This is a genomic window from Kitasatospora sp. NPDC101447 (assembly GCF_044767225.1).
Classification (GTDB): domain Bacteria; phylum Actinomycetota; class Actinomycetes; order Streptomycetales; family Streptomycetaceae; genus Kitasatospora.
On record NZ_JBIWNL010000047.1, the window covers coordinates 2,894 to 26,005 of the forward strand.

The window sequence follows — 23,112 nt, forward strand, 5'->3', positions numbered from 1 at the left end:
ACCCCCCCACCTAGGAGTGGTGCTGTCGATATACTATCCGCCGCTGGTCCTCTGACGCCTGAGGCCCCCGCCCCCCGGCCCGCCCCCCCCCCCCCGCGGCCCCCCCCCCCTCCGCCATTCCGGGCAGGCCAAGCCCGGGCCGCAACGCCCACAGGCCGCCGATCAGGAAGGCCAGCGGGAGCTCCCCAATTGGGGAGCTGCCGGGCCCAGCGCGGCCCCAGCGCCGCTACTGCGCGCTGCTTCCCGGCCGCACCGCCAAGGCGCTCTGGAGGATCTCGGCCCAGGCGACCTCGTTGGAAGCCGGCTGCTGGGTCTGCCAAGCCGTCCGGCGCGCGACGACCGCCTCGGCGACGGCCTGCGCCTGGCCAGCCAGGTCCTCCCCCAGCTGGACGACATCGCCGTCCTCGGCGCCGGTGACGATGACACGGCCGTACAGAAAGTAGGAGGAGCCGATATCGATCCCGCGCCAGGCGCTGGCGAGCGCAGTGGCCGTCAGGTTCGGCAGCAACCCCTCGTCCGCGCCACTGCCGTGCACCCACATCAGCGCCCGGCGGTGGTAGGACGCCCGATCCGGGCTGCCACTGAGGCGGGTGACGACAGCCCGGTGCCAAAGAACCGGCTCGACGGGCAGGTCGATCCGCTCGACCCGCCCGGCCGGGTCGATCTGCAGCGCCAACATCGTGCCCGTCTCCTTCTCGCGGTCCAAGCGCGCTCGCACGCACGGTGATGGTGGTGAACTCGGAGCACCCCAGCGGGTACGGGGCGGCCCACAGCTGAATGCTGTCCACGTCGCCAGCGCTCACCAGGAGCATCTCGCCCTGGTCTTCGTGGACCAGGTAGTTGCGGATCCTGCCGTCGGACATCGTCACGGTGGCCTGCCCGATCGTCCCTCTCAGCCGCGCTGGGGTTTCCCTCGTGGCAATCGGCTACAGCTCCGTCCAGCCGCATGCGGACCGGTCCGGATCGGCGAGGGAACTCCACACCTTCGCGGTGGCCCCATACGCCTCGATGTCCTGGAGCGTGGCCGCCCCGGCAGGGACATGCCGCAGGAAGCTGGCCACCCGGGCGTTGTCCGCGGCGGAGACCTGGAGATCCTCGATCCTGTTGCGCAGCGTCGTCTCCGAGGTCTTCTCGGACCCCGCCGTCAGCACGAACAGAATCCTGGGGAACCGCGGGTAGAAGTCCTGCCAGGCCGGCAGGGCTCCCTGCGCCTCCGTGGTCCCACGCACATGGACCGGGACCGGGGTGTACTCGAAGTAGCGCGCGTACGCGGTCAGCTTCGAGCTGAGCTTCTCGCTGCTCATAGTGGAACGGTCCAGCTCGACGAAGGCCCTCAGATGCGCCCTGCCCTTGGGGGAGTGCACGGTGTACCGCATCAAGGCGTCGGCCCGGATCGCATCGGCCGCACGATCCGACAGCCGGTGGTACACCTCCGGCGCCCAGTCCAACGGCTGGTACTCGTCGCCCCGCCGCCGGGCATCCCGCAAGAAAGCCAGGTGCGTCCGCAAGACATCCAGCGTGTGGGGAGCCAGCAGCTGCGCCCCGGCGTCGGTCACCGACTGCGACGGGCTCACCCGGTCCAGCAGCTCGGGAAAGCTGCCCGCCAGGGCGCGGCCGGCTTCGGTCAAGAACCAGATCCGGGTACGGCCCGGGAAGTAACGGGTCGCGTGATCGACCAAGCCGTCGTCCCGCAGCTTCCGCAGCCGGGCGGCAGGGAAGTTGTGGCTCTCCTGCTCATTCTCCCCCTCGCCGGTGGTGAACGGGCCGAGCAACTCGTACAGCTGGCCGCTGGTCGCGAGCCGGTGCTGATAGAGCGCGGCCAGGGCCGCACGGTCAAACTCCGCACCGTCGTGCCGGCGCTTACGACGCTTCGTGGGGACGGTCACCGTCATCAAGGTCTCTTTCATCAGTGCTCTCTGGTGCTGGCCAGCGAACCCCGCACACCTTGACGGATCCCTTGATACCCGGGCTCCGCGGTGTAACGACTCGGCATCCGACACCATCAGGAGATCAGCCCATTCCTTGATGCTCTGCTGCACCCCAGGTCAGGCGGGGTATCAAGAAGTCCGGAACCTTGAACGGCAGGGCATGGTTTCCTGGGTCGTCATTCCGATCTGCCTGCCTTCGCCCGTGGTCGGCGACGACTCCGCTGGCGCCGATCCGGCCGAGGCGGACACCGAGATCGAGGCCTCGTAGTTCCGGACGATCTGGCGGGTCCTGGGCGCTCGCCGAGCACGAAGTGCGGGTGACCAGGCCGGATCACCGAGCTGCGTGCCCTCAGCGCCGAGCCTCAGCTCACCACGACGGCGCAGGCGGCCGAGGATGGCACCGCGGCGGGTGAGGGCGGGCAGCAGCTGCCTACGGAGGTGGTGGAGTGGCTGCGGATCGATACCCCTTTCCATGCGGCGCAGATTCTGCAGGCGGTGAAGTTGAGGGCGTTCAACCCGCGGGTCACGGAGTGGCAGCGCATGCACGCGGTGGCCGCGGTTTTACCTGGAGCACGGCCACCTCGACCCGGCCGACAAGTAGGTGCACCCGGAGCTGATCTCCCAACTGGACCGGCAGCGCTACCGGGACGGCCAGATCCTGCTCGATGCGGCCCGTGTTTTTGGAGCTGGACGCGCTCGGCGTGATCTGGTCGAAGCACGCCGACGCTGGGAACGCGGCCACGCCTATGCCGCCGCGTTCCACCGGGAGCAAGGCCACCTCGCGATCCCGGCGAGGGCGAACCTGGACGACTATGCGTGGGGGCGTGGATGCGCCGCCAGCGCTAGGCCGAGAACCTCACCGGCGACCATATGGCCAAACTGGACGCGCTCTATGAGCTGTGGCGCCTGGAGCCGGACTGGAACCGCTCCTACCGCCGCCTGCTCACCTACCTCGCCGCTGGCGGCACCCTCGACGGCCCCGCCAACCGCACCGGCGTCGGCGAAGACCCCACGTTCCGGCCCGGCGCGTGGCTCCGCAAGCAGGACAAGGCCTGTACTGACGGGAAGCTGACCGACCACCAGACCGCGCTCCTGGACACGCCCGCCCGGCACGCCGAGACCATCACCGGCTGACCCGCACTGCGGCCCGCGAGACGGTCGGTGCCTTCGCCTCGCCCACGTAGGCACCACCGCAGGTGGCACCGGCGGCACAATCGCAGGAACGGGCGCAGGTACCACCGTACCTACCCTGCGCCTTCTCGCTTACTCGGATCGTTTCCGCAGTTCAGGGCACGCTTTTGGGTCGCCGGAAAATGCGACAACCCCCTCTGTGTTCCTTTTCTTTGGCTTGCTGGTGGGGTGGTGCGGTTGTGGGTGACGGTCCGGACAGCAGGGGTTTCCTACCCTGCGGGGCTGTGATGATGGTTAGCGCGCCCGGAGAGGGCTGGACGGACCGGTGAACAGCCCGCTCGCTCAACGGCCCCCAAGCTCCCCAGGGTCGCCGGCAGCCACCGTAGAAGCCCCTTTGCCGCCGTCCGGGTTCCTGCTCGTGCGGTGGACGTCTCGCGGCATGTCTGCGGAGCGTCTGCGGCCCAGGGAACCCCGGGTGGTGCGTGCTGCGGGCGGTCGAGGGAGGCGGTGAGTTGTTCGCGTCCCTTACCGAGTACGGGCTCCAGAGCGCGACGGTTGGCCGAGGGTCAACTGGGTCCAATTTGCGGCCGCCGTGCCGAGTTCGGCGACCCGGGCGGTCACTGCCCGCACCAGTCCCAGTGCAGCGAACAGCCCGTACAGCGCGGCCTGCACGTCGGCGGTGTGCTGAGTCGGCTCGCGCATGATCCGGCGGCGCACGGTGTGGGAGCGGTGGGCATAGGTGACCTGGAGCTCGACCTGGCAGCAGGTCTGGCGGGAAGCGCGCAGACGGGCGCCGAGCTCGCCGGCGAGATCGAGTAAGGCCCGGCGGATCATCCGGTTCGCCTGGGTAGCTCATACCTGGAGATCCGGGTCCCTTCAGTCCCTTCGCTGTGCACGGAAAGGGCCACTGAGCTTCAGAGACATAGTGGGACCGAGACGACGGGCAGGGATCGACGCCTGAGCCTCTGGCCCCGGCAGGTTTTCTCGTTGAGTCCCTCCAGGCCCGCCGGTCCTGGGGGCTGACGAGGGACTGAAGCCGTCCTGCCCCCGCTCGCCGATGCGGCGAGGATGTCAGTGCCGGCCCGGGCTGGATCGCGGACCTGGTGCAGACCCGGCTCGCGTTGCACTTCGGCCTGCTGGTTTCGGTTGGCGGTGCCCGAACTCGGATGCTCACCCAGCTGCTTGCCAACGCCACCCCGCTCGGTGGCGCCCGGATCATCGACGACCTGACGAGGCCTTGGCCTTCCTTCACGCCCAGCCGGTGCGGGCGAGATTGGGGTTCGCGCACGCGTGTGCACGAAAAGACAGAACATGCAGCGCTCATAATTGGAAAATGAGTCCCTTCAGTCCCTCGTGCTCGGATGCCGTGGCCTTTGACCTGCAAAAACCGCAGGAACTGAAGCTCAGGGCCCCAACATGCCCCATGCTCCCCTTGCGTCCCTGTTTGTCGGCAGGGACTAAAAGGTCCTACCTAACGGAAGCCGCTACGGGAGTGACTGGGCGGTGGTGCTCGTTGGTCGGTGCGTGGGGAAGAGGGCGTCTCGTCCGTAGCTCGTGTCGGACGAACTGTGTGGACTGATCGAGTCGTTGCTGCCTCCGGCGCCGCCGAAGCTGAAGCTGAGCCGCCCACGGATTCCGGGCCGGCAGACCTTGTGCGGGATCTTGTTCGTGCTGCACACCGGCATCCAGCGGGAGTACCTTCCCCAGGAACTCGGCTTCGGCTCGGGCATGACCTGCTGGCGGCGGCTCGCGGTCTGGAACGCGGCTGGCGTGTGGGACCGGCTCCATCTGGTCCTGCTGCGGAAGCTGCGTGCGTCCTGCCAGCCCGGGCGCTGCAGTGTCAGCGGTCGGTGGCTGGGTTCCTAGGGTGCCAGCGGCTCAGACGGAGTGGAGTCGGGCTGGGAAGCAGGCCCGGCAGTCGGGGTTGGGGAACACCTTGCTGGTGAACGTGTCGCGGTTGGCGAGGTAGACCTCGTCCCACAGGGGCGCGGAGTATTCCAGGAAGCGGACCGGCTCGGGTGCGGACAGGCCTCCGTCGGTGAGGACGGGGTAGGGGAAGCGGTGCCGGGCCGCCGGGGGCCGCGGGTCGCACCCGGCGGCCACGGCGACGGCGGGGTTGAGCCAGCTCTTCATCAGGCCGTAGGCGAAGCCCTCGGTGTGAAGGAATCGGCGCCCTTTGGCGAGCCAGCGGAGCTCGTCGAGCAGCAGGTTCAGTGGCCGGTCCAACTCCTCGGCGGCGGAGGCGACGTCGAGGCGCACGGCACCGTCACCGTCGAGGAGTACTGCGAGGTAGCTCAGCGTGTTGGCTGGGTGGAAGTCGGTGCGGCGGGAGCGGAACCGTCGGCCGCCGGCGGTTCGCTCGGCGCGGATCTGGCGCATGTAGACGTAGTGAGCGGCGAGCATCCCGGGTCCGGTGATGGTGGCGCGGCCGCACTGGCAGGTGGGGGTCACGGTGACCAGTGTGCCCAGTTCGCACGGGTGCCGGCGCCTGAGCGCGCCGGTGAGGTCTGCAACTCGGCGCGGGGGAGGTCCTGTTCGCCGGCCGCACCGACGGTGTTCGGGCGGCCGGCTCGGCGTCCGGTTCCCCGCCTGCCTCAGGACGCGGGGCGCGATGCGTTGAGGCCCGGCATCGGCACCGGCATCGGGCGGCCGTCCCACTTCGTCATCCCGACGGCGGGCTGCCAGCGCAGCTTGCGGATTCCCACCGTCGCCAGGATGCCCGGGGCGCCGGCGTCGACCTGGCGGGGTTTGTGGAACAGCGCGTTGTAGGCGACGCCGTCGACCTTGTTACGGCAGAACTGGCCCGGTTCGACCCGGCACTTGGGGCAGCCGATCTCGACGCAGGCCCAGTAGGCGCGGGCTTTGGCAGCAGTGGTGTCGTCCATGCGCGAGATGATCGCGGGCCGGGCCGGCGGCTGGTGCGATTTCGCGGGAAACCGTCTCCTCAGGTGACGGAGTGTGCTTCGTGCCGGTCCCGGGGCCGGTGCGTACGGTCGGCTCGCGTCGCTGGTTCCCCCACCCGGGCGCGCGGTGACGGCACAATGTCCAGTGCCGCTGTCGAGTTCCCCTGTGGAGGGTGCTGTGCCGGTCGCATCCCCTGATCTCCGCTCCGATGAGCCCACGGTGCCCTCACCGGCCGGCGTGACACGGGCGAGCCGGTGGACGTCGATGCCGGAGAAGGTTTTCTCCACCGCGCTGCAGAAGAGCGTTCAGCTCCGGCGGCAGGATCCCGAGCTCGTGGACGAAGCCGTGCGCCGCGCCGAGGCCGGGGTCGTTCCGGTCCGCGACGCGCAGACGCTGCGCCTGGGAACGGACGACGCGTGCTGGCGGCCCGCCCGCGAAGCCGCTGCGCTGGCTCGCGGGCCGGCCCGAGTTCGCGTCCGCGGTCCTGGCCACCCACACCCAGGTGACGGAGATCCCGAAGGTGCGCGTCGTCGAGTAGAGCGTCGCCGGGCAGGGCTTCGCCTGCCGCGCCGCCATCGACCTGCCCGACGGCACGGTGGAGGGTCCACGCCGGTACGCCTCCGCGAAGAAGACCGCGCGGCAGCAGGCGATGCTGGGATTGCTCGGCCGCCTCGCCGGCCTGGACGTCCCCGACCCGCAGCCCGTCGCCTCTACTGCCGCGGCGCACCACGGGGACCCGGCCCCGTCCGTCCCGTCGGAGCAGTCACCGTGGGAGGACCTGGGCCGCGATCGCCTCTCGGCAGCGCTGAGCGTCCTGGCTCGCCACAACGCGCCCGCTGCCGGCCTGATGACCGAGCTGCAGAACCGCAAGGTCACCGGGCGGCTGTCACCGAAGGACTGGCTGACGGTACTCACCCTCACCCCGGGCGGCGGGCCCTGGGACCAGGCGCGGGACCTGGTGCTGCGCGCGGCCCGTGACGAGCCGGGGCTGGCCGGCTGCCAGGAGGTCCACGGGCGGAGGCGTTCCCCGACCTCTCGGATTGCTTCCGCCAGGTCCTTGTAGGAGTGGGCGTGGCGCAGCGGCAGGCGCTCGGCAAGTTCCTTGATCCAGGCGGCCGCAGCTGCGGTGGATGCCTGTACGAGGGCGAGGCCCGGGTCACGGCGGGCTGGCGGCAGGGTGGCGAAGGAAGTGGTCACGGATGACCAACTGTGGCTGGCCCTTCTGGGATTGGCCCGTTCGGATGTCCGGAAGACGGCCGCCTGACCCCGAGAAGCTGCCGGTCAGGGGAGGTTACCGGGAAGGTGCCGTGGTGTAGAGGACCTGACTCTGGCCGTACTCGACGAAGTGCTCGGTAGCGAGGAGACCACTCCCCTCCAGCAGTCGCCGGGACCGAGTGTTCGCGGCTTGGGTGACCGCGATCAGCTGTTGGTCCGGTGCCACCTGCATGCCCCAGTCGAGCGCGGTTCCAACTGCCTCTGCCGCATATCCGCGGCCTGTGTAGGCGGGGAGGAACTCGTATGAGACTTCGGCCCGGCCCGCGGCACGGTGGTCTGGGTCGAGCGTTACCCGGCCCACCCCCTTGCCGACCTCAGTGAGGACGACGGTGAAGTGGCCGCGCTGGCTCGCGGCGTCGGCAAGGCGCCGGTCGAGCTGATCCGCGGGAACGGGGCCACCCAGGAAGCGCCGGACGTCGGGGTCGGTCCACAAGATACGGAGAAGTTGAGAGTCCGCTGTCTCCACCGGGCGCAGCAACAGTCGCGGGGAGGAGAATTCGGTCGGCCAGTGCGGGTGGAGCCACTTCGGGTCGGTGGTCATGCTGCTCCTGGGGGCGGCGGTTGATGCTTTGGGAGGTCGAGCCGATGCCAGCTCGGCCCGGTACGGTTCCGGTCACGCGGATGTCCGGAGCAGGAGGAGGTCAAGCACCGGTCCGGCCGGTCCAGGGCGGTAGGGCCCGGCGTGCCGGTATCCCAGGCGATCGTAGAGCCGTCGGGAGGGGCCGTTGCCCGGCATCGCAAGAAGCGACACCCATTCGGTGCGCAGCGCCTCCAGTAGCGCGGTATGGAGGCGGGTGCCGACGCCTTGGCCTTGCCAGCCGGGTCGGACAGCGAGTTCGCAGATGCTGGTGAGGCGCCAGATCCCTGACGGCAGGGCAGGGCGGGGCGCTTCGGTTCGAGCAACAGCTCGTGGAGCAGAACGGGAGCTCTTCGCCTTGGTGCGGGGCCAGCAGGGCGTGCGCGTGGTCGAACCCCCGGCGGGCTGCGAGGGGCTGGCCGGCGATGGCCAGTGCTTCGGCGTTGGTGATGACGAACAGGGCCTCGGCGCCGGGCTCACCTTCGCGGCCCGGGCCCGGTGGAGTGCCGCGTCGGCCAGAAACAGCACGTACTGCGGGTGCTTGAGATCGAGGGCGTGTACGTCATCGTCCGCAGCACGTAGGCGTCGTGACCGGGGACGCCGGATTCCCGCCCCTGGCGATACGACTGTAGGTAGTACCGCTGAGCGAGGCCCTGCTCGCCGGCGTTGTTGTTGTGAAAGCCCGCCCGGCACAGCGCGCTCAGGTCGCCGGTCAGGTAGTGCAGCAGGGCGCCGCGGCCGTGAGCGCCGCCGTACTGCTCGTCCAGCATCGTCAGGGCGTGGGCCATGTTCCGCACCGCCGCGACGTCGGCTGCGCCCGCGTACCCGGCTGGCGCTGCTGCGGCCCGGTCGGCGCATTCTGCGACGAGACCGAGCGGCAGAAACGAGGCGGCGGCCGAGTAGGCCGAGCCGGTCAGACGCGGGCGACGGTGCATGTCCGCTCCTGCGAGCCGCTCGATCACGGGTGCCGGGTCGCCGCGGATCGTCACGCAGCGCCGACGTAGGCTGTGATCTCCAGGAATTCGCGGACAATGGGGACGTCGCGTCGCGCGGTGAACTTCGAGCGCAGGTCGGCGAGCGTGGATGTGCTGCGGGCGGAGGTGACTCCACCCATGTGCTCCACCGCACGGTGAGCAGTGTCGATCGCTCCGTCGAGGTCGTCGAGGGCGATCCTCGCTTCTGCCTCGCGGGCCAGGTAGATCGCTGCTCCGCGAGGAAATTCATCCTCGCGGTAGGTGTCTGCGGCTCGCAGCCCGGCGGCGGCCGCTTCGAAGTGGGAGATGGCGTCCTTGGGCCGGTTCAGGTTCAGGGAACAGGAGCCCTGGAGCATCCTGATTTCTCCCAAATTCAGCCAATATACGCAGTCCGGATCGTCGGCGTCATCCTGGTCCCGTGAGCGGTCGTAGTCGGCCATTGCGGCATTCTGCGCGCGGGCTGCGGACTGGCTGTCGCCGGCGTGGGCGTGGGCGCGGGCCAGGCGAGCGAGCAGCATCGCCTCCATGCGGGCGGAGCCGATCTGCCCTGTGTAGCCCAGGGCGCTATTGACCAGGTCCACCGCGCCGTTGGGGTCGGAGGTGGAGTACCGCATGATGGCCCAGAACGCCAATGTGTTCGCGGTGACGACCGGGTCCCCCGAGGAGGCTGCAGCTCGTAGTGCGACCAGGTAGTGCTCTTCGGCGAGGGCATGCTGTCCGGAGTCGTAGGCCGTCCAGGCGCAGATTCTGGCGGCTTCGGCGGCGGCTGCGTACAGGCGCCGTCCGGTGGCCTCGGTGTAGGACGCGGTCTTGAGTTGCCGGGTGATCAGGGAGAGTTGGGCGCGGGCGGAGGCGTGGACCTGGCCGGAGCCGAACTGGTCGTCCTGGCGGCGCAGGATGCTTAGGGACTGCTCGAACAGCGCGGGCACGGCCGTGCCGATTCGGGATCCGGTGGTGCGGGCCTGCGCGAGCGGGGCGGTGACGGCTTGGGACAGGACGGGGGCCAGCCCCGCGACAACCATGAAGCCTCGGCGGTCCATTCCTTGGCGGTCCATCAGTCCTCCTACAGCGGCGGCGTGGTCAAGCAAGTTGATCGCGGTCTGGGGGGTCCATCTGGCATTCAGAAGGTCTCTTTCGCTCATACACGCCAGGGAGAGCCAGCTCGTCCAGGGGCGGTCGGCGATCTCGATCTCCGGGATGTTGTGCATCACCGCCATCGCCTTCTGGGCGCTGGGTTCCGGTGTGGTGCCGTGCCAGGTCCAGCGGGTGATGCGCTTTCGGTCCGGTGGGAAGGCGCCGTAGCCGAGCTTCTCGTGGACGGCGCTCAGGCGCGTGAGGTACTGGGTCGCTGACCACTCGTTCTGCCGGAGCAGGTAGGTCAAGGGGTGCTGGTCTTTCTCCAAGTGCCCGTCACCTCCGGGTTGCCCGTCGGTTTCATGATGCCCAGTCGGAAGGGATTTCTGCGGGCTCGGGCAGGCTTGGCCCGGGTTGGTAACACCTGGGTACACGCTGGGTACGGCTGGGCACTGTCCGTGTCTTCCCTTGTGCTGCCCGACGGCGGGCATCGTTGCTGACACCAGGAGCCAGCCCTGCCGGAGGGCTGCTCGACCGAACAGGCCGTGACCAGCGCGAACCTGCCCGGTCTGAACGGCCTGGCCTTCCCGAGCGCTGGTTCTCACCGCCGAGTGCCGCCCGCCCAAGGAGACCGATGGCTCTTTCCACTGCCCTGTCCACTGTCGACATGCCGCCCGGAAGGTTCCGCATCGGCAAGTCGTTCACCTTCGAGGTCGGCCACCGGCTCCCGGGGCTGCCGCCCGAGCACCAGTGCTCCCGGCAGCACGGACACAGCTACACCGTCGAGGGGGGGGGGGGGGGGCGGGCGGGGCCCCCCCCCCCCCCCCCGCGCGGCCCCCCCCCCCGCCCGCCCCGGGGCGGGCGGGGCGAACATGGGCCACCCCGGGGGGCCCCCCCCCCGGGCGCGGGGCCCCCCCCCCCCCCCCCCCCCCCCCCCCCCACCCCACCCACCCCCACCCGCGGGGGGCGCCGGCGCCCCCCCCCCCCCCCCCCCCCCCCCCCGCCGGGCTTCGTCACCGACTTCGCCGACCTGCGGCCGTTCAAGAACTTCCTGGACACCGAGCTGGACCACCGCAACCTCCACGAGGTCCTGCCCGCCGAGCCGACCTCCGAACTCCTCGCCCAGTTCTTGGCGGGCTGGTTCATCCAGCACGTCCAGCCACTCGGAATACCGGCTTCCCTTTATCGATCGGATGTTCGATTCTAGGAGTGTGGAGGCAACCCTCGCAGCGCTGGCACCCCAGCTCCAGCTGTCCCGACCCAGGCCGCTGGTGCCGGTCCTGCCTGCCCTGCAAGACCTCCTGCCCGAACGAGGACTGCGCCCCGGCGCCGTGGTGTCCGTGACCGGCGGCGGCACCGCCCTGCTGCTCGCCCTGGCCGCCGCGGCATCCTCCGCCGGCACCTGGTGCGCCGCCGTCGGCTTCGACGGGCTCGGCCTGCTCGCGGCGGCCGAACTCGGCGTCGACCTGTCCCGCCTCGTCGTGGTCGAGACCCCGGGCGAGCGCTGGCCCGAGGTCGCGCTCGCCCTCGCCGACGGTTTCGGCCTTCTCCTGCTGCGCTGCGCGCCGCCGTCCGCTCCGATGGCCGAGCGGCTGGCGACGGTTGCCCGGCGCAGCGGCTGCGCGGTGGTGGTGGCCGGGCAGTGGCCGGGGGCGCGGGTGCGGCTGCGGGTGGTGTCGCGGTCCTGGCAGGGGCTGGGGGCGGGGCGTGGGCGGCTCAAGGCGCGGCAGGTGGTGATCGCGGCCGGCGGCCGGGGCGCGGCGGCGCGCGAGCACCGGGTCGGGCTCTGGCTGCCGGATGCGCAGGGCGCCGTCCGCCAGGCCGAGCCGGCCGAGTCCGGGGCGCAGCGGCGGACGCCTGCGGCCGGCCGTGGTGCGCTGGTGGTGGTCTGAGTGCCGCGTGAGGGTGTGCCGAGGGTGCTGGTCGGGTGGGTGCCGGACTGGCCGGTGGTCGCGGTACTCGGCGGCGAGCCGCAGCCGGACCGGCTGGCCGCTGTCGTTGAGCGTGGCCGGATCCTTGCCGCGAGCGGCGCGGCCCGGGCGGCGGGGGTGCGGCGCGGACAGCGGCTGCGCTCCGCGCAGGCCCTGGTGGCGGGGCTGGAGGTCCACGAGCGCGACGTCGATGTGGAGGCGAGGCTGTTCGAGCCGGTCGCCGATGCGGTGGGCCGCCTCGCCGCGCACCTGGAGGTCGTGCGGCCCGGCGTGCTGGCGGCTCCGGCCACCGGGGCCGCGCGGTTTCACGGCGGCGAGGACGTGCTGGCCGAGCGGGTGGTGGATGCGGTCGAGGCGACCGGACACCCCTGCACGGTGGGCATCGCGGACGGCCTGTTCGCGGCGAGGCTGGCCGCCCGCGCGCAGCGGATCGTTCCGGTGGGGGAGAGCGCCCGGTTCCTGGCGCCGTTCCCGGTAGCGGAGCTGGGGGACGGCCGGCTGGCCGACTTGCTCGGGCGGCTCGGGCTGTCGACGGTGGGGCAGTTCGCGGCCCTGCCCGCCGGGAGTGTCGCGGACCGTTTCGGCGGGGCCGGTGTGGCCGCGCACCGTCTGGCCCGCGGGCTGGAGGCCAGGCCGGTGGTGGCGCGCCCGCCGGGTGTGGACCTGGTGGTGGAGGAGCGCTTCGAGGAGCCCTACCTGCTGGCCGAGCCGCTGGTGTTCGCCGCCCGGGGGCTGGCCGAGCGTCTGCACGCGGGCCTGGCCGCGGCGGGTCTGGCGTGTGAACGCGTGGAGGTGGAGGTCGACTGCGCGGACGGCAGCAGTGCCTGCCGGGCGTGGCGGCACGAGGGCGTGCTGTCGGTGGGCGCGGTCGCGGAGCGGGTGCGCTGGCAGCTGCAGGCCTGGCAGCAGCGCGCCGTGTTCGACGAGGCCGCAGGCGGTGTGGTGGCGCTGCGCCTGGTGCCGGACGGCCTGGTGCGCGATCCGGGCCGCCAGCTCTCCCTTGCCGACGGCGACCAGGAGGCCACCGCGCGGGCGGAGCGCGCCGTCGCGCGGGTGCAGGCGATCCTCGGCCACACCGCGCCGGTCACCGTCGAGCTGGCCGGCGGCCGCGCCCCGGGCGACCGGGTGGTGCGCACCCCGTGGGGCGACGCCCACCAGGACCGCCGCGCGGACGGCCCGTGGCCCGGCCGCCTGCCCGCGCCGTCACCGACCCGCGTACCGGCGGCCCCGGTTCCGGTGCGGCTGCTGGACGCGGACGGCCGCGAGGTGGAGGTCACCGCCCGCGCCGAACTCCTCGGCGCCCCCGACCGCCTGGTCCTCGGCTCCCGGGACATGGCACGGGTGGCCGGCTGGGCCGGGCCGTGGCCGGAGCAGGAGCGCTGGTGGGATCCCGGTGAGTCCCGCCGCACCGCCCGGCTGCAGGTCACCGCAGACGACGGCCGGGCCTTTCTGCTCGCCGTCACCGGCGGCCGCTGGCACGTGGAGGGCGACTACGACACCTAGCCCAGCCCGGGCCCGGCACAGCCCCCGCACCGACCGGCTACCGGCAATTCTGTCCAGAGGCGAGCACGATGCCCTTCAACAGCCACCACACCCTCACCTGGGGCGAGCTGCACCGCCGCATGACCGGCAGCCAAAACGCGGGCGGGCGCACCGTGGTCCCCTTCCCCGCCCCGGAGGCGGCCGCGCCGCCGATCCGGCCTGCCACGACCGGACCCGGCTGGGCCGAGCTCCACGTCCACTCCACCTACAGCTTCCTCGACGGCGCCAGCGACCCCGCCGAACTCGTCGCCGAAGCCGCCCGCCTGGGCACCGAAACCCTCGCCGTCACTGACCACGACGGCCTGTACGCCGCCGCGGTGTTCGCCGCGGAGGCCCGCCGCGCCGGCCTCAACACGGTCTTCGGCGCCGAGCTGACCCTGGACGCCTCCCTCGCGCCGACCGGCGTCGCCGACCAGGACGGCGAACACCTCCTGGTCCTGGCCCGAGGCGCCGAGGGCTACCGCCGCCTCGCCAAAGTCATCGGCGACGCCCACCTCGCCGGCGGCCACAAACGCCGTCCCCGCTACGACACCGACCGCCTCGCCGACGCCCACCAGGGCCACTGGGCCATCCTCACCGGCTGCCGCAAAGGCGCCGTGCGCCGCGCACTGGAGACCGAAGGCGAAACCGGCGCCGAACGCGAACTACGCGCCCTCACCGACCGCTTCGGCCCCGACAACATCTACGTCGAACTCACCGACCACCGGATGCCCGGCGACGACGACCGCAACGACACCCTCGCCACCCTCGCCACCCGCCTCGGCCTCACCACCGTGGCCACCACCGCCGCCCACCACGCCTCACCCGCCCAACTACCCCTCGCCCAGACCCTCGCCGCGCTCCGCCAGAACCGCTCCCTGGCCGACGCCGAGCCCTACCTGGCCGCCGCCGGCACCGCACACCTGCGCTCCCCGCAGGAGATGGCCGCCCGCCTCGCCCCCTGGCCCGGCGTCCAGCAGAACACCGTCGACCTCGCCCGCGCCTGCGCCTTCGACTTCCGCACCCTGGCCCCCGAAATGCCCGGCTTCCCCGTCCCCGACAGCCACACCGAGGCCAGCTGGCTCCGCAAGCTCACCCTGCGCGCCACCGCCCACCGCTTCGCCCCGGACAACGAGAAAGCCCACCGCCAGATCGCCTACGAGCTCGACGTCATCCAGCAGCTCGGCATGGCCGGCTACTTCCTCATCGTCCACGACATCGTCGACTTCGCCCGCCGCGCCGACATCTGGTGCCAGGGCCGCGGCTCCGCCGCCAACTCCGCCGTCTGCTACGCCCTCGGCATCACCAGCGTCGACCCCATCCACTACGGCCTGCTCTTCGAACGCTTCCTGAGCCCTGAGCGGGACGGACCGCCCGACATCGACCTCGACATCGAGCACCGCCGCCGCGAAGAGGTCATCCAGTACGTCTACGACACCTACGGCCGCGACCACGCCGCCCAGGTCGCCAACGTCATCACCTACCAGCCCCGCCTCGCCGTCCGCGACGCCGCCCGCGCCCTCGGCTACGCCACCGGCGACCTCGACCGCTTCGCGAAGGAGACGGGCTGGCACGAGATGCCGCCCCCGGACGCACCGGTCCCGGCCGACGTGCGCGCCCTCGCCGCCCGGCTGCGCGGCCTGCCCCGCCACCTCGGCATCCACTCCGGCGGCATGGTCCTCACCCGCCGCCCCATCGCCGAGACGTGCCCCACCGAATGGGCCACCATGCCCGGGCGCTCCGTCCTTCAGTGGGACAAGGACTCCGTCGCCGAAGCGGGCCTCGTCAAGATCGACCTGCTCGGCCTCGGCATGCTCTCCGCCCTCCACGACACCTGCGACCTGATCGCCCGGCACCACGGCGTCCGCTACGACCTCGCCACCATCCCCCCGGACGACCCCGCCGTCTACGACATGCTCTGCCGCGCCGACACCGTCGGCGTCTTCCAGGTCGAATCCCGCGCCCAGGCCAGTGCGCTGCCGCGGATGCGCCCGCGCCACTTCTACGACCTCGTCGTCCAGGTCGCCCTCATCCGCCCCGGCCCCATCCAGGGCGGATCCGTCCACCCCTACATCCGCCGCCGCAACGGCCACGAGAAGCCCGTCATCGCGCACCCGCTCATGGAACGCGCACTAAAGAAGACTCTCGGCGTGCCCCTGTTCCAGGAGCAGATGATGCAACTGGCCATCGACTGCGCCGGCTTCACCCCCACCGAAGCCGACAAACTCCGCCAGGCCATGGGCTCCAAACGCTCCCACGAACGCGTCGCCGAGCTGCGCGAACGCCTCCTCGCCGGGATGGCCGAACGCGGCATCCCACCCGAGACCGCCGAGGACGTCTACACCAAGATCGACGCCTTCTCCGGCTACGGCTTCCCCGAAAGCCACGCCGCCTCCTTCGCCCTGCTCGTGTACGCGTCGGCCTGGCTGAAGCACCACTACCCGGAGGCCTTCACCTGCGCCCTGCTCGCCAACCAGCCGATGGGCTTCTACGCACCCCTCACCCTCATCGCCGACGCCCGCCGTCACGGCGTCACCGTCCTGCCCGCCGACATCAACCACAGCACCGCCGCCCCCACCCTCGAAGCGCCCGCACCCGCGCCAGGCGGAGCAGCGCCTGCCCGGCCGGCGATCCGCCTCGGGCTCGCCGCGGTACGGGGCCTGGGCCCCGACCAGGCCGAGGCCATCGCGGCCGGCCGCCCGTATGCCGACCTGGAGGACTTCGCCCGCCGCACCGCCCTGCCCGGACCCGTCCTCGAAGCCCTCGCCACCGCCGGTGCCTTCACCAGCCTCGGCGTCACCCGCCGTCAGGCCCTGTGGTCGGCTGGCCTGCTCGCCCGCACCACCGACGGCATGCTGCCCGGCACCGCCCCGGCGCTCACCGCCCCGTCCGGCGTGCCGGAGATGACCGCCATCGAGGAGACCATCGCCGACCTGTGGGCCACCGGAGCATCCGCAGCCGGCCACCCCGTCCAGCACGCCCGCCCGCACCTGCAGCGCTGCGGCGCCATGACCGCCGCCGACTTCAAGGCCGGCGCCGCGCCCGGTGCCGTGGTCGCCGTCGGCGGCCTGGTCACCCACCGCCAGCGCCCGCCCACCGCGGGCGGGGTCCTGTTCATCTCCCTGGAGGACGAGACAGGCCTCGTCAACATCGTCTGCCAGCCCCACGTCTGGGAACGCCAGCGGCGCGTCGCCCTCGGCAACGCCGGCCTTCTCGTGCACGGCACCGCCGAACGCCGCGACGGCGCGATCAACCTCCTCGCCACCCGCCTCACCCCGCTCACCCTCGCCCCCGGCACACGCAGCCGCGACTTCCGATGACCGCGCACAGCCTTCCCGCAGCAGCGTTCACGCAGGTCACCGCGCCAACCCTGGTGACCATTCAGCCCCAAACGGGATACAGTCCCCCGAACGACCGAAAGGGCACACCCGCGATGGACGACACCAGCACCCCCCGTGCCCGCGGCGGCCGGCCCAAGGGCGTTCACGTCGGCGACGACGGACTGACCGAACGCCAGCGCCGGATGATCGACGCCATCAGGACCTACATCCAGCGCCACGGATACCCGCCGTCCGTCCGCGAGATCGGCCAGGCAGTGGGCCTGTCCAGCTGCAGCTCGGTCGCCCACCAGCTCACCAGACTCCAGCAGATGGGCCTGGTCGCCAAGGACCCGTACCGCCCCCGGGCGTACTGCCTCCTCGACGACGACTTCGGCACCCACAGCACGCCGCAGCCGGCACCGGCCGGCGTCGCAGTGCCGCTGGTCGGCCAGATCGCCGCGGGCGCGCCGATCCTGGCCGAGGAAGCCGTCGAGGACCAGCTCACCCTGCCCCGCCGACTCGTCGGCGGCGGACAGCTGTTCGCCCTGGAAGTGGAGATCCGACGGGTTCCCGGGAGGCATCCTGCCGGTCCTGCGGCTGTTCATGCAGGTCACGGCTTCGCCGTGAGCTTCACTCGATCGCGTGAGAATCTGCCAGGAACTCCTGGAATCCAGGAGTTTCACTCTTAATCTGCGTGTTTGTGGCAGATTCCGGGAGTCGCCGCTTCGCGCTCATCAGCGGAGGGGCCGACTCGTCCCTACTCGACGACTCTGGTGAGGTTCCGGCGACCGAGCGTGGCGTCGCCGACGTCCTCACGCTCCAGCGTCCCACCGCCGAGGCATGCGATGCCGAGGCCGAGAGGTCGCTGTTCCAGGACTCCCTAGCGGAGTACTGCTGGGCCCGGGACGTAGCCGGGCTGGCGCCGAAGACCTTGGACGCGCTCGTTCAACCCATCCTTGAGGTCTGCACCTTCTACGACCTGGTGCCCTGGCGGCTGACGTCGCGGGAGCTGGACCGGTACTTCGCCGGTCCGGGCAAGGCGAGGCGCCACTCGACGATGCGCTCGAAGATCAACCGGATCGACGGATACTTCGCGTTTCTGGAGCAGCGCTACGCGGGGGAGATCCTGCGGCGCTTCGGGGTAGGGGTGGCGTCGCCGATTGACCCGTTCAACCGGCCGCGGCACCGGGGCGACTTCGGGCTGAGGATCCCGCCGTCGGTGGCGGAGACGAAGGCGTTCTTCGCGTCCTGGCGCGAGAGCCTGCCCGGGGCCCGGAAGTACCGGGTGGCGGTGCGCAACTACGTTATGGCGAAGGTGACGTACATCTCGGGGGTGCGGGCGTCTGAGCTATGCGGGGTGTGCATGGGACACCTGCACTGGGAGAACGGCCAGTGGGGCCGCTTCCTGGTCCGGGGCAAGGGCGCACGGGGCTCGGGCCCCAGGGAGCGGGAGGCGTTCCTCTTCAAGGAGGGGCGTGAGCTCCTCTGGTGGTACATCGAGGAGGTCCGAGGGGAGTTCGGCGACGACCCGACCGACCCACTGGCACCGTTGTTTCCCTCCGAGCGGCTGCCCCGCTCGGTTGCGGACCTCAATCTGCCGGTGTCGCCGGCGGTGTGCCCCGACACTTTCCGGAGAGCCCTGAAGACTGCCTCGCGCGAGCACCTCAAGGGCGCGGTCACCGCGTTGTTCCCCCATCTTCTGCGACACGCCTGCGCCACCCACAACTACGAGGCGGGGATGCCGTTGTGGGATGTACAGGTTTTGTTGGGCCACGTCTGGGCTTCCACCACGGTCGGATACCTGGCGACCGCGAAGGGAGACCCGGAGCGGATGAGTCTTGAATCGTCCCGGCGAGCGGTTTGCCGGCTGAGCGCGGAGTCGTGATCGGATGAAGTGGAATCTGCGCTGGGCGGCGGCCCGGCAGGACATCTGGCGGCCGACCCAGCTCCTGGCCGCCTTCCAGGAGGTGGGCTTCAACCCCTCACTGAGCAAGGTCGCGGCGATGTGGTCGAACCAGCCGGTCACCGTCCGCCTGGACGATCTCGACATGATCTGCGCGGCACTGAAATGCACCGTGGCCGACATCATGGAGGCCGAGCCGGTCGCCGCCGCCGAGCACCCAGAAGACGTCCGGCCGCACGCGGTCGGGGAGACAGGGCTGGTACGGCCGGTCCCGCGACCGGCTAGTGGCGGTCGCCGCCGCGCCCTGCCCCCGAACTGACCGGAGGCGGGGGATGGGGAGGGAACGCGTGCGCCGGGCCGGATCGTGTGAGGAATGCCTGGACTGGGGCGGGCTTCCGGCGGCCGGGGTGTGCCCGGAGTGCGCGCGCGTGCGCCACCGGGCCCGAGCGGGCAGCGGCTGGCATGAGGCGGCGTGCCGACGGTGCGGGTGGCGGCACGCGGTCGCCCGGGACGGGACGTGCCGGGCCTGTTTGCTCGCGGTGCGCCTGGGCCAGGATGACGAGTGGGCCTGGGCGGAACTTCGGGGCTCCGAGTTGCCTGTCGGGCGGCCCCGGCAGCTGGCGCTGCGGCTGTCGGGAGTCGGACTGCCCGACGCCCGACCGGTGCGTGCCAAGGGCGGCCCGCGGACCCGTTGCGACGTGCCCGCGTGGCTGCGTGCCCGGTGGCCGGAGCCGGTGCGTGACGACCCGGCGTTGTGTCCGCCGCAGGTGCCCGGCCAACTCGGTCTGTTCCCCACGCTGCCGCGGACCTTCGCGGCCACGGACGGCGCCCGGCTGCATGACCGCGACATCCCCGATCTGTCCCGGGTGTTCGCCGAGCTGGAACGGATGGCCCGCCAACGCGAGGTCGGCTCCTACTGGCTGATCCGCACTCGCCCGCTCGCGCGCTTGGCGCTGGCCGCCCGCGAGCCGGGGGAGCACACCGTGCGGGCGGAGGCCCTGCGGGACCTGCCCGCGCTGCGGCCTACCATCGGCGAGGCGCTGCGCCGGGCCGGCCTACTCGCGGGACCGGCCTCCAGGCGGATCGTTGCGCCCGGGCAGCTGACGCATGGCAGTTGCGAGCACTGCCTGGCCTGGGCTAACGACCGCCGCCGCCTGTGCACCTCCTGCGCGAACTGGCAGTTACCGTCCCTGCACCCGGACCGCGGTGCCTGCTCGCGCTGCCACCGCTTCCTGCCGATCGCTGACGGCATGTGCCGGTTCTGCAAGATCGTCACCGCCGAGTCGAAGGTCGACGCAGCAGGCGCCGCCATGTCGGGCGGCGACCAGCTCTGGTTCGCAGGCCGCCTCGCCCCGGCCCTGGCCGTCGTCCACTCCGGTCGCACCGACGCCTCCCACGGCCGCTTCGACCTGAAGCGCCGCCTGGCCCGCGCCGCTGCCGATGACCCGGCACCCTCACCCCACCAGATCGACCCCGTCCAACTGGAACTGTTCCCCACGCCGGACCGCGACTGGTCTCGCCTGACTGGCACAACCGCCCCAGGCCTGACGCCCGAAGCCGCCGCCATGGTCGACGACTTCACCGCGTACATCCGATCCCGAGGCTGGAGCACCGAAGCGTTCTCCGGCACCGTCCGCACCCTGCGCGTCATCACCGGCCACCTCGGCGCATCAGCACCCGTCTACGAAGCCGACGTCCGCGCCCTCGCCAGCTTGCACCCCAACCTGCACGGCCACCGCCTCCTGCAGTACCTTCGCGACCGCGACCTGCTCGTCCCGCTACCTCGCACTACCAGCACACTCGTCGCACGTGCCCGCCGCACCGCAGCCGCCCTGCCCGGGGACTTCGCCCCTGCCGCGCAACGCTGGATCGACGTGCTCCAAGGCCAAGGCAACAAGGAGAGCTGGGCGCGCACCCCCAAGACGATCGACAACTACCTCGACGCCGCCGCGCCCGTCCTCACCGCCTGGCATGCCGCAGGCCTGCACGGACCCCGAGAGGTCACGAAGGAACACATCGAGGCCGCCCTCGAACCTCTGGCCAGCGACCACGCCCGACGAGTCCATCCCGCCGTGAGGTCGTTCTTTCGGGCCCTGCGCCGCGAGCGCCTCGTCTTCCGCGACCCTGCCCGCGCCGTCAGCCTCACTGCAGCCCGGCCCCTTCCAGTGAATCTGCCCTCGGACCGCCTCGCGGGCATCCTCGATCAGCTCCCTGACACCCGCAGCCGCCTCATCGTTGCCCTTGTAGCTGTCCACGCCCTGTTCCCCCACCAGGTCGCACACCTACGCCTGGCCGACCTCAACCGCTCCACCGCCCGCCAGCGCGTCCGACGCCCTCGCCGCCTCGACCACGTCCTCTACCTCGACAGCCTGCTGATGAACCTCACCACAGCATGGATCCGAGAACGCCACCAACGTTGGCCCGACAGCACCAACCCCTACCTGATCGTCAGCCGACAGCCTGCAATCGACACCACCGGACCGGTCATCAGCGCCGGCGTCCTTCAGAAGCCGTTCCGTACCGTCAGGCTCACCGCGCAGTCCCTGCGTACCGACCGCATCCTCGACGAGGCCCGCCACAGCGCCGACCCGGTCCGCCTCATGAGACTTTTCGGCCTCGCCAACATCACCGCCACCAGGTACGTCTTTGCCGCACACCCGGACAAGCGGCCCGACCCTGTACGGGGATGACCCGCACGGCGAGCGAGAGTGCCGACAAGCGGCTACATCCGAAAAACGAAGGATGCAATGTCCTCCCCATAGACGATCACGAATCCCTTATCGGTGCTTGCCAAGGTCTTCGCCGGATGAGGAAGTTGAGAGCATCCTGCCACCCGACCAGTGATTAGATCCCAGACGATCGCCGTGGAGTCGTCGCTGGTTGTGACGGCCAGCAAGGCACCGCCGGGGCGGGCTGCCGTGGTGACAGCGCTCACCGGGCCGGTATGCCCAACGAGGGTATGCAATCGGGTACCAGTGGTCAGATTCCAAACGATCGCGGTGAAGTCATCGCTGGTCGTGATGGCGAGGGGAGTTTCATCAGGCAGGGCGGTGGTGGCGACAGCCCTCACTGGGCCGATGTGGCCAGTAAGAGTGTGGACTTGGGCACCGGTGCTCAGGGACCAGACGATCGCGATGCCGTCGTCGTCGGCGGTGATGGCGAGGAGGGTGCCGTCGGGTTGGGCTGCAGTGGCGACAGCGTTCACGGGGCCGGTGTGACCATCAAGGATGTGCAGTCGAGAACCGCTGGCAATGTCCCAGACGATCGCGACTCCGTCTTGGCTGGCCGTGATGGCCAGAGGGGTGCCGTCGGGTTGGGCTGCGGTGGCCACAGCGTTCACGGGGCTGGCGTGACCAATAAGGGAGCGCAGCGGCTTGCCGGTACTGACGTCCCAGACGGTCACGTTGCGGCCGACGCCAGCGGTGACGGCGAGGGGAGTACCATTTGCCTGGACCACAGTGGCAATGGTGTGCACGAAACTTGCAAGTACGACGAAGTCATGAAGCGCCGCCTTGGCGGAGGCGTCCAGAGAATGCATCGACCTTCCTGTGCCTAGATTCCAGACGGTCACGATGCCGTCGTCGCTGGCGGTGATGGCCAGAGGGGTGCCGTCGGCCAGGGCTGCCGTGGCGACAGGACCTGGGGGGCGGTTGGCTAGGGCGCGGTTGTGCTCGGTGAGGATCTGCAGCTGAGCGCCAGTGTTCAGGTTCCAGACGATCGCGATTCCGTCTTGGCTGGTGGTGATGGCGAGGGGGGTGCCATCAGACAGGGCTGCGGTGGCAATGGCGTTCACCGGCCCGGTGTGACCGGTGTGGGTACGCACGGAGGCCTTGACGTCTAGGTCCCAGACGATTACAGCTCCGTCTCTGCTGGTGGTGATGGCGAGCGGGGTGCTATCGGGCAGGGTTGCGGTGGCGACGAATCTCGCTGGGCTTGCGTGTCCGGTAAGGGTGTGCAGCTGGGTGCCGGTGGTCAGGTCCCAGACGATCGCGGCGGAGTCGTCGCTGGTGGTAATGGCGAGGGGGGTGCCATCGGGCAGGACCGCGGTGGCGACGGCACTCACTGGTGCACTAGGAGTGATGAGAGTTGCCAGGTGCCTGCCCGTGGTCACGCTCCAGACAGTCGCGGGGCCGTTGCCGTTGGTGGCAATGGCGAGCAGACTACCGTCGCCCCGACGCACGGTCGCCATGGTGTTCACCCAGCCAGTAGTGAGGGTGTGCAGCTGGGTGCCGGTGGTCAGGTCCCAGACGATCGCGGTGCTGTCGTAGGGGCTGGTAGTGATGGCTAGAGGGGTGCCGTCGAGCGCATTGGTGGTGGCCACTGTGCGCATCCAGCGAGTGCCGGTAGTGAGGACGTGAAGTTGGGTGGCGGTGGTTAGATCCGAGACGATCGCGATGCCGTTGTCGCTGGTCGTGATTACAAGGGGAGTTTCATTGGATCGGGTCACTGTGGCAATGGTGCTAACTGGGCTTGTGTGTCCGGTGAGGGTGTGCAGTTGGGTGCCGGTGGTCAGGTCCCAGACGATCGCGGTGCTGTCGTAGCGATTGGTGGTGATGGCGAGGGGGCTGCCATCA

At 70.9% G+C, this 23,112-nt stretch carries 21 protein-coding genes and 1 pseudogene; 11 read left to right on the forward strand and 11 right to left on the reverse strand.

Going from position 1 to position 23,112, the window contains the following annotated elements; genetic code table 11:
* Positions 1–226 precede the first annotated feature (226 nt).
* Positions 227–679 (reverse strand): hypothetical protein, encoded by a 453-nt coding sequence (locus ACIRST_RS37660; RefSeq protein WP_402808387.1) that lies wholly within the window; start codon positions 677–679, stop codon positions 227–229.
* A 247-nt stretch (positions 680–926) separates the two neighbouring features.
* Positions 927–1,907, reverse strand: a complete 981-nt coding sequence (locus ACIRST_RS37665; RefSeq protein ID WP_402808390.1) for a replication-relaxation family protein — start codon at positions 1,905–1,907, stop codon at positions 927–929.
* Between the two features lie 891 nt (positions 1,908–2,798).
* On the opposite strand from ACIRST_RS37665, the gene ACIRST_RS37670 reads away from it, so the two are divergent.
* Positions 2,799–3,062: a helicase associated domain-containing protein gene (locus tag ACIRST_RS37670; RefSeq protein WP_402808392.1), complete on the forward strand. Its 264-nt coding sequence runs from the start codon at positions 2,799–2,801 to the stop codon at positions 3,060–3,062.
* A 522-nt stretch (positions 3,063–3,584) separates the two neighbouring features.
* On the opposite strand, the gene ACIRST_RS37675 is transcribed toward ACIRST_RS37670, so the two are convergent.
* Positions 3,585–3,893, reverse strand: coding sequence for a hypothetical protein (locus tag ACIRST_RS37675; protein ID WP_402808395.1), 309 nt, complete (start codon positions 3,891–3,893; stop codon positions 3,585–3,587).
* A gap of 720 nt (positions 3,894–4,613) precedes the next feature.
* Between ACIRST_RS37675 and ACIRST_RS37680 the strand changes: the two are divergent.
* Positions 4,614–4,868, forward strand: a pseudogene (locus ACIRST_RS37680) (transposase); the annotation flags it as partial.
* Between the two features lie 69 nt (positions 4,869–4,937).
* On the opposite strand, the gene ACIRST_RS37685 reads toward ACIRST_RS37680, so the two are convergent.
* From ACIRST_RS37685 to ACIRST_RS37695, 3 genes are all read right to left on the reverse strand, one after another.
* Positions 4,938–5,510 (reverse strand): hypothetical protein, encoded by a 573-nt coding sequence (locus tag ACIRST_RS37685; RefSeq protein WP_402808398.1) that lies wholly within the window; start codon positions 5,508–5,510, stop codon positions 4,938–4,940.
* Between the two features lie 143 nt (positions 5,511–5,653).
* Positions 5,654–5,944, reverse strand: coding sequence for a hypothetical protein (locus ACIRST_RS37690; protein WP_402808401.1), 291 nt, complete (start codon positions 5,942–5,944; stop codon positions 5,654–5,656).
* 244 nt (positions 5,945–6,188) lie between these two features.
* Positions 6,189–6,539 (reverse strand): hypothetical protein, encoded by a 351-nt coding sequence (locus ACIRST_RS37695; RefSeq protein ID WP_402808403.1) that lies wholly within the window; start codon positions 6,537–6,539, stop codon positions 6,189–6,191.
* A gap of 19 nt (positions 6,540–6,558) precedes the next feature.
* Between ACIRST_RS37695 and ACIRST_RS37700 the strand changes: the two genes are divergently transcribed.
* The gene (locus tag ACIRST_RS37700) at positions 6,559–7,026 is read left to right on the forward strand and encodes a hypothetical protein (RefSeq protein WP_402808406.1); all 468 of its coding nucleotides are present in this window, start codon (positions 6,559–6,561) and stop codon (positions 7,024–7,026) included.
* A 228-nt stretch (positions 7,027–7,254) separates the two neighbouring features.
* Here ACIRST_RS37700 and ACIRST_RS37705 read toward each other — a convergent pair whose 3' ends face one another.
* The 4 genes from ACIRST_RS37705 to ACIRST_RS37720 form a co-directional block, all read right to left on the reverse strand.
* Positions 7,255–7,779: a GNAT family N-acetyltransferase gene (locus ACIRST_RS37705; RefSeq protein ID WP_402808409.1), complete on the reverse strand. Its 525-nt coding sequence runs from the start codon at positions 7,777–7,779 to the stop codon at positions 7,255–7,257.
* A gap of 72 nt (positions 7,780–7,851) precedes the next feature.
* Complete coding sequence (locus ACIRST_RS37710; RefSeq protein WP_402808412.1) at positions 7,852–8,343, reverse strand: GNAT family N-acetyltransferase; 492 nt, start codon at positions 8,341–8,343, stop codon at positions 7,852–7,854.
* Positions 8,292–8,804 (reverse strand): hypothetical protein, encoded by a 513-nt coding sequence (locus ACIRST_RS37715; RefSeq protein ID WP_402808524.1) that lies wholly within the window; start codon positions 8,802–8,804, stop codon positions 8,292–8,294. Before ACIRST_RS37715 ends, ACIRST_RS37710 begins: the two co-directional genes overlap by 52 nt.
* The gene (locus ACIRST_RS37720) at positions 8,801–10,192 is read right to left on the reverse strand and encodes a transcriptional regulator (protein WP_402808415.1); all 1,392 of its coding nucleotides are present in this window, start codon (positions 10,190–10,192) and stop codon (positions 8,801–8,803) included. The genes ACIRST_RS37715 and ACIRST_RS37720 overlap by 4 nt, the downstream gene beginning before the upstream one ends.
* 338 nt (positions 10,193–10,530) lie before the next feature.
* Here ACIRST_RS37720 and ACIRST_RS37725 point away from each other — a divergent pair, with 338 nt between their 5' ends.
* The 8 genes from ACIRST_RS37725 to ACIRST_RS37760 all read left to right on the forward strand — a co-directional run bounded on the left by ACIRST_RS37725 (position 10,531) and on the right by ACIRST_RS37760 (position 21,228).
* Positions 10,531–11,070, forward strand: a complete 540-nt coding sequence (locus tag ACIRST_RS37725; protein ID WP_402808516.1) for a 6-carboxytetrahydropterin synthase — start codon at positions 10,531–10,533, stop codon at positions 11,068–11,070.
* A 4-nt stretch (positions 11,071–11,074) separates the two neighbouring features.
* A complete protein-coding gene (locus ACIRST_RS37730) occupies positions 11,075–11,755 on the forward strand; it encodes a hypothetical protein (RefSeq protein ID WP_402808418.1) in 681 nt (226 codons plus the stop codon).
* 24 nt (positions 11,756–11,779) lie between these two features.
* On the forward strand, positions 11,780–13,297 hold the full coding sequence (locus ACIRST_RS37735) for a DNA polymerase Y family protein (RefSeq protein ID WP_402808420.1): 1,518 nt from the start codon (positions 11,780–11,782) through the stop codon (positions 13,295–13,297).
* Between the two features lie 68 nt (positions 13,298–13,365).
* Positions 13,366–16,635, forward strand: coding sequence for an error-prone DNA polymerase (locus ACIRST_RS37740; protein WP_402808422.1), 3,270 nt, complete (start codon positions 13,366–13,368; stop codon positions 16,633–16,635).
* A 113-nt stretch (positions 16,636–16,748) separates the two neighbouring features.
* Positions 16,749–17,324, forward strand: a complete 576-nt coding sequence (locus ACIRST_RS37745) for a LexA family protein (RefSeq protein ID WP_402808424.1) — start codon at positions 16,749–16,751, stop codon at positions 17,322–17,324.
* A gap of 44 nt (positions 17,325–17,368) precedes the next feature.
* Positions 17,369–18,520 (forward strand): tyrosine-type recombinase/integrase, encoded by a 1,152-nt coding sequence (locus ACIRST_RS37750; protein ID WP_402808519.1) that lies wholly within the window; start codon positions 17,369–17,371, stop codon positions 18,518–18,520.
* A gap of 4 nt (positions 18,521–18,524) precedes the next feature.
* Positions 18,525–18,857 carry a helix-turn-helix domain-containing protein gene (locus ACIRST_RS37755; RefSeq protein WP_402808426.1) on the forward strand — a complete coding sequence of 111 codons (333 nt, stop codon included), beginning with the start codon at positions 18,525–18,527 and terminating at the stop codon, positions 18,855–18,857.
* 211 nt (positions 18,858–19,068) lie between these two features.
* Entirely contained in the window at positions 19,069–21,228 is a 2,160-nt protein-coding gene (locus ACIRST_RS37760; protein ID WP_402808429.1) for a hypothetical protein, read from the forward strand.
* Between the two features lie 32 nt (positions 21,229–21,260).
* On the opposite strand, the gene ACIRST_RS37765 is transcribed toward ACIRST_RS37760, so the two are convergent.
* Positions 21,261–23,112 (reverse strand): WD40 repeat domain-containing protein (locus tag ACIRST_RS37765; RefSeq protein WP_402808432.1); only part of this gene is annotated, 1,852 nt, incomplete at its 5' end.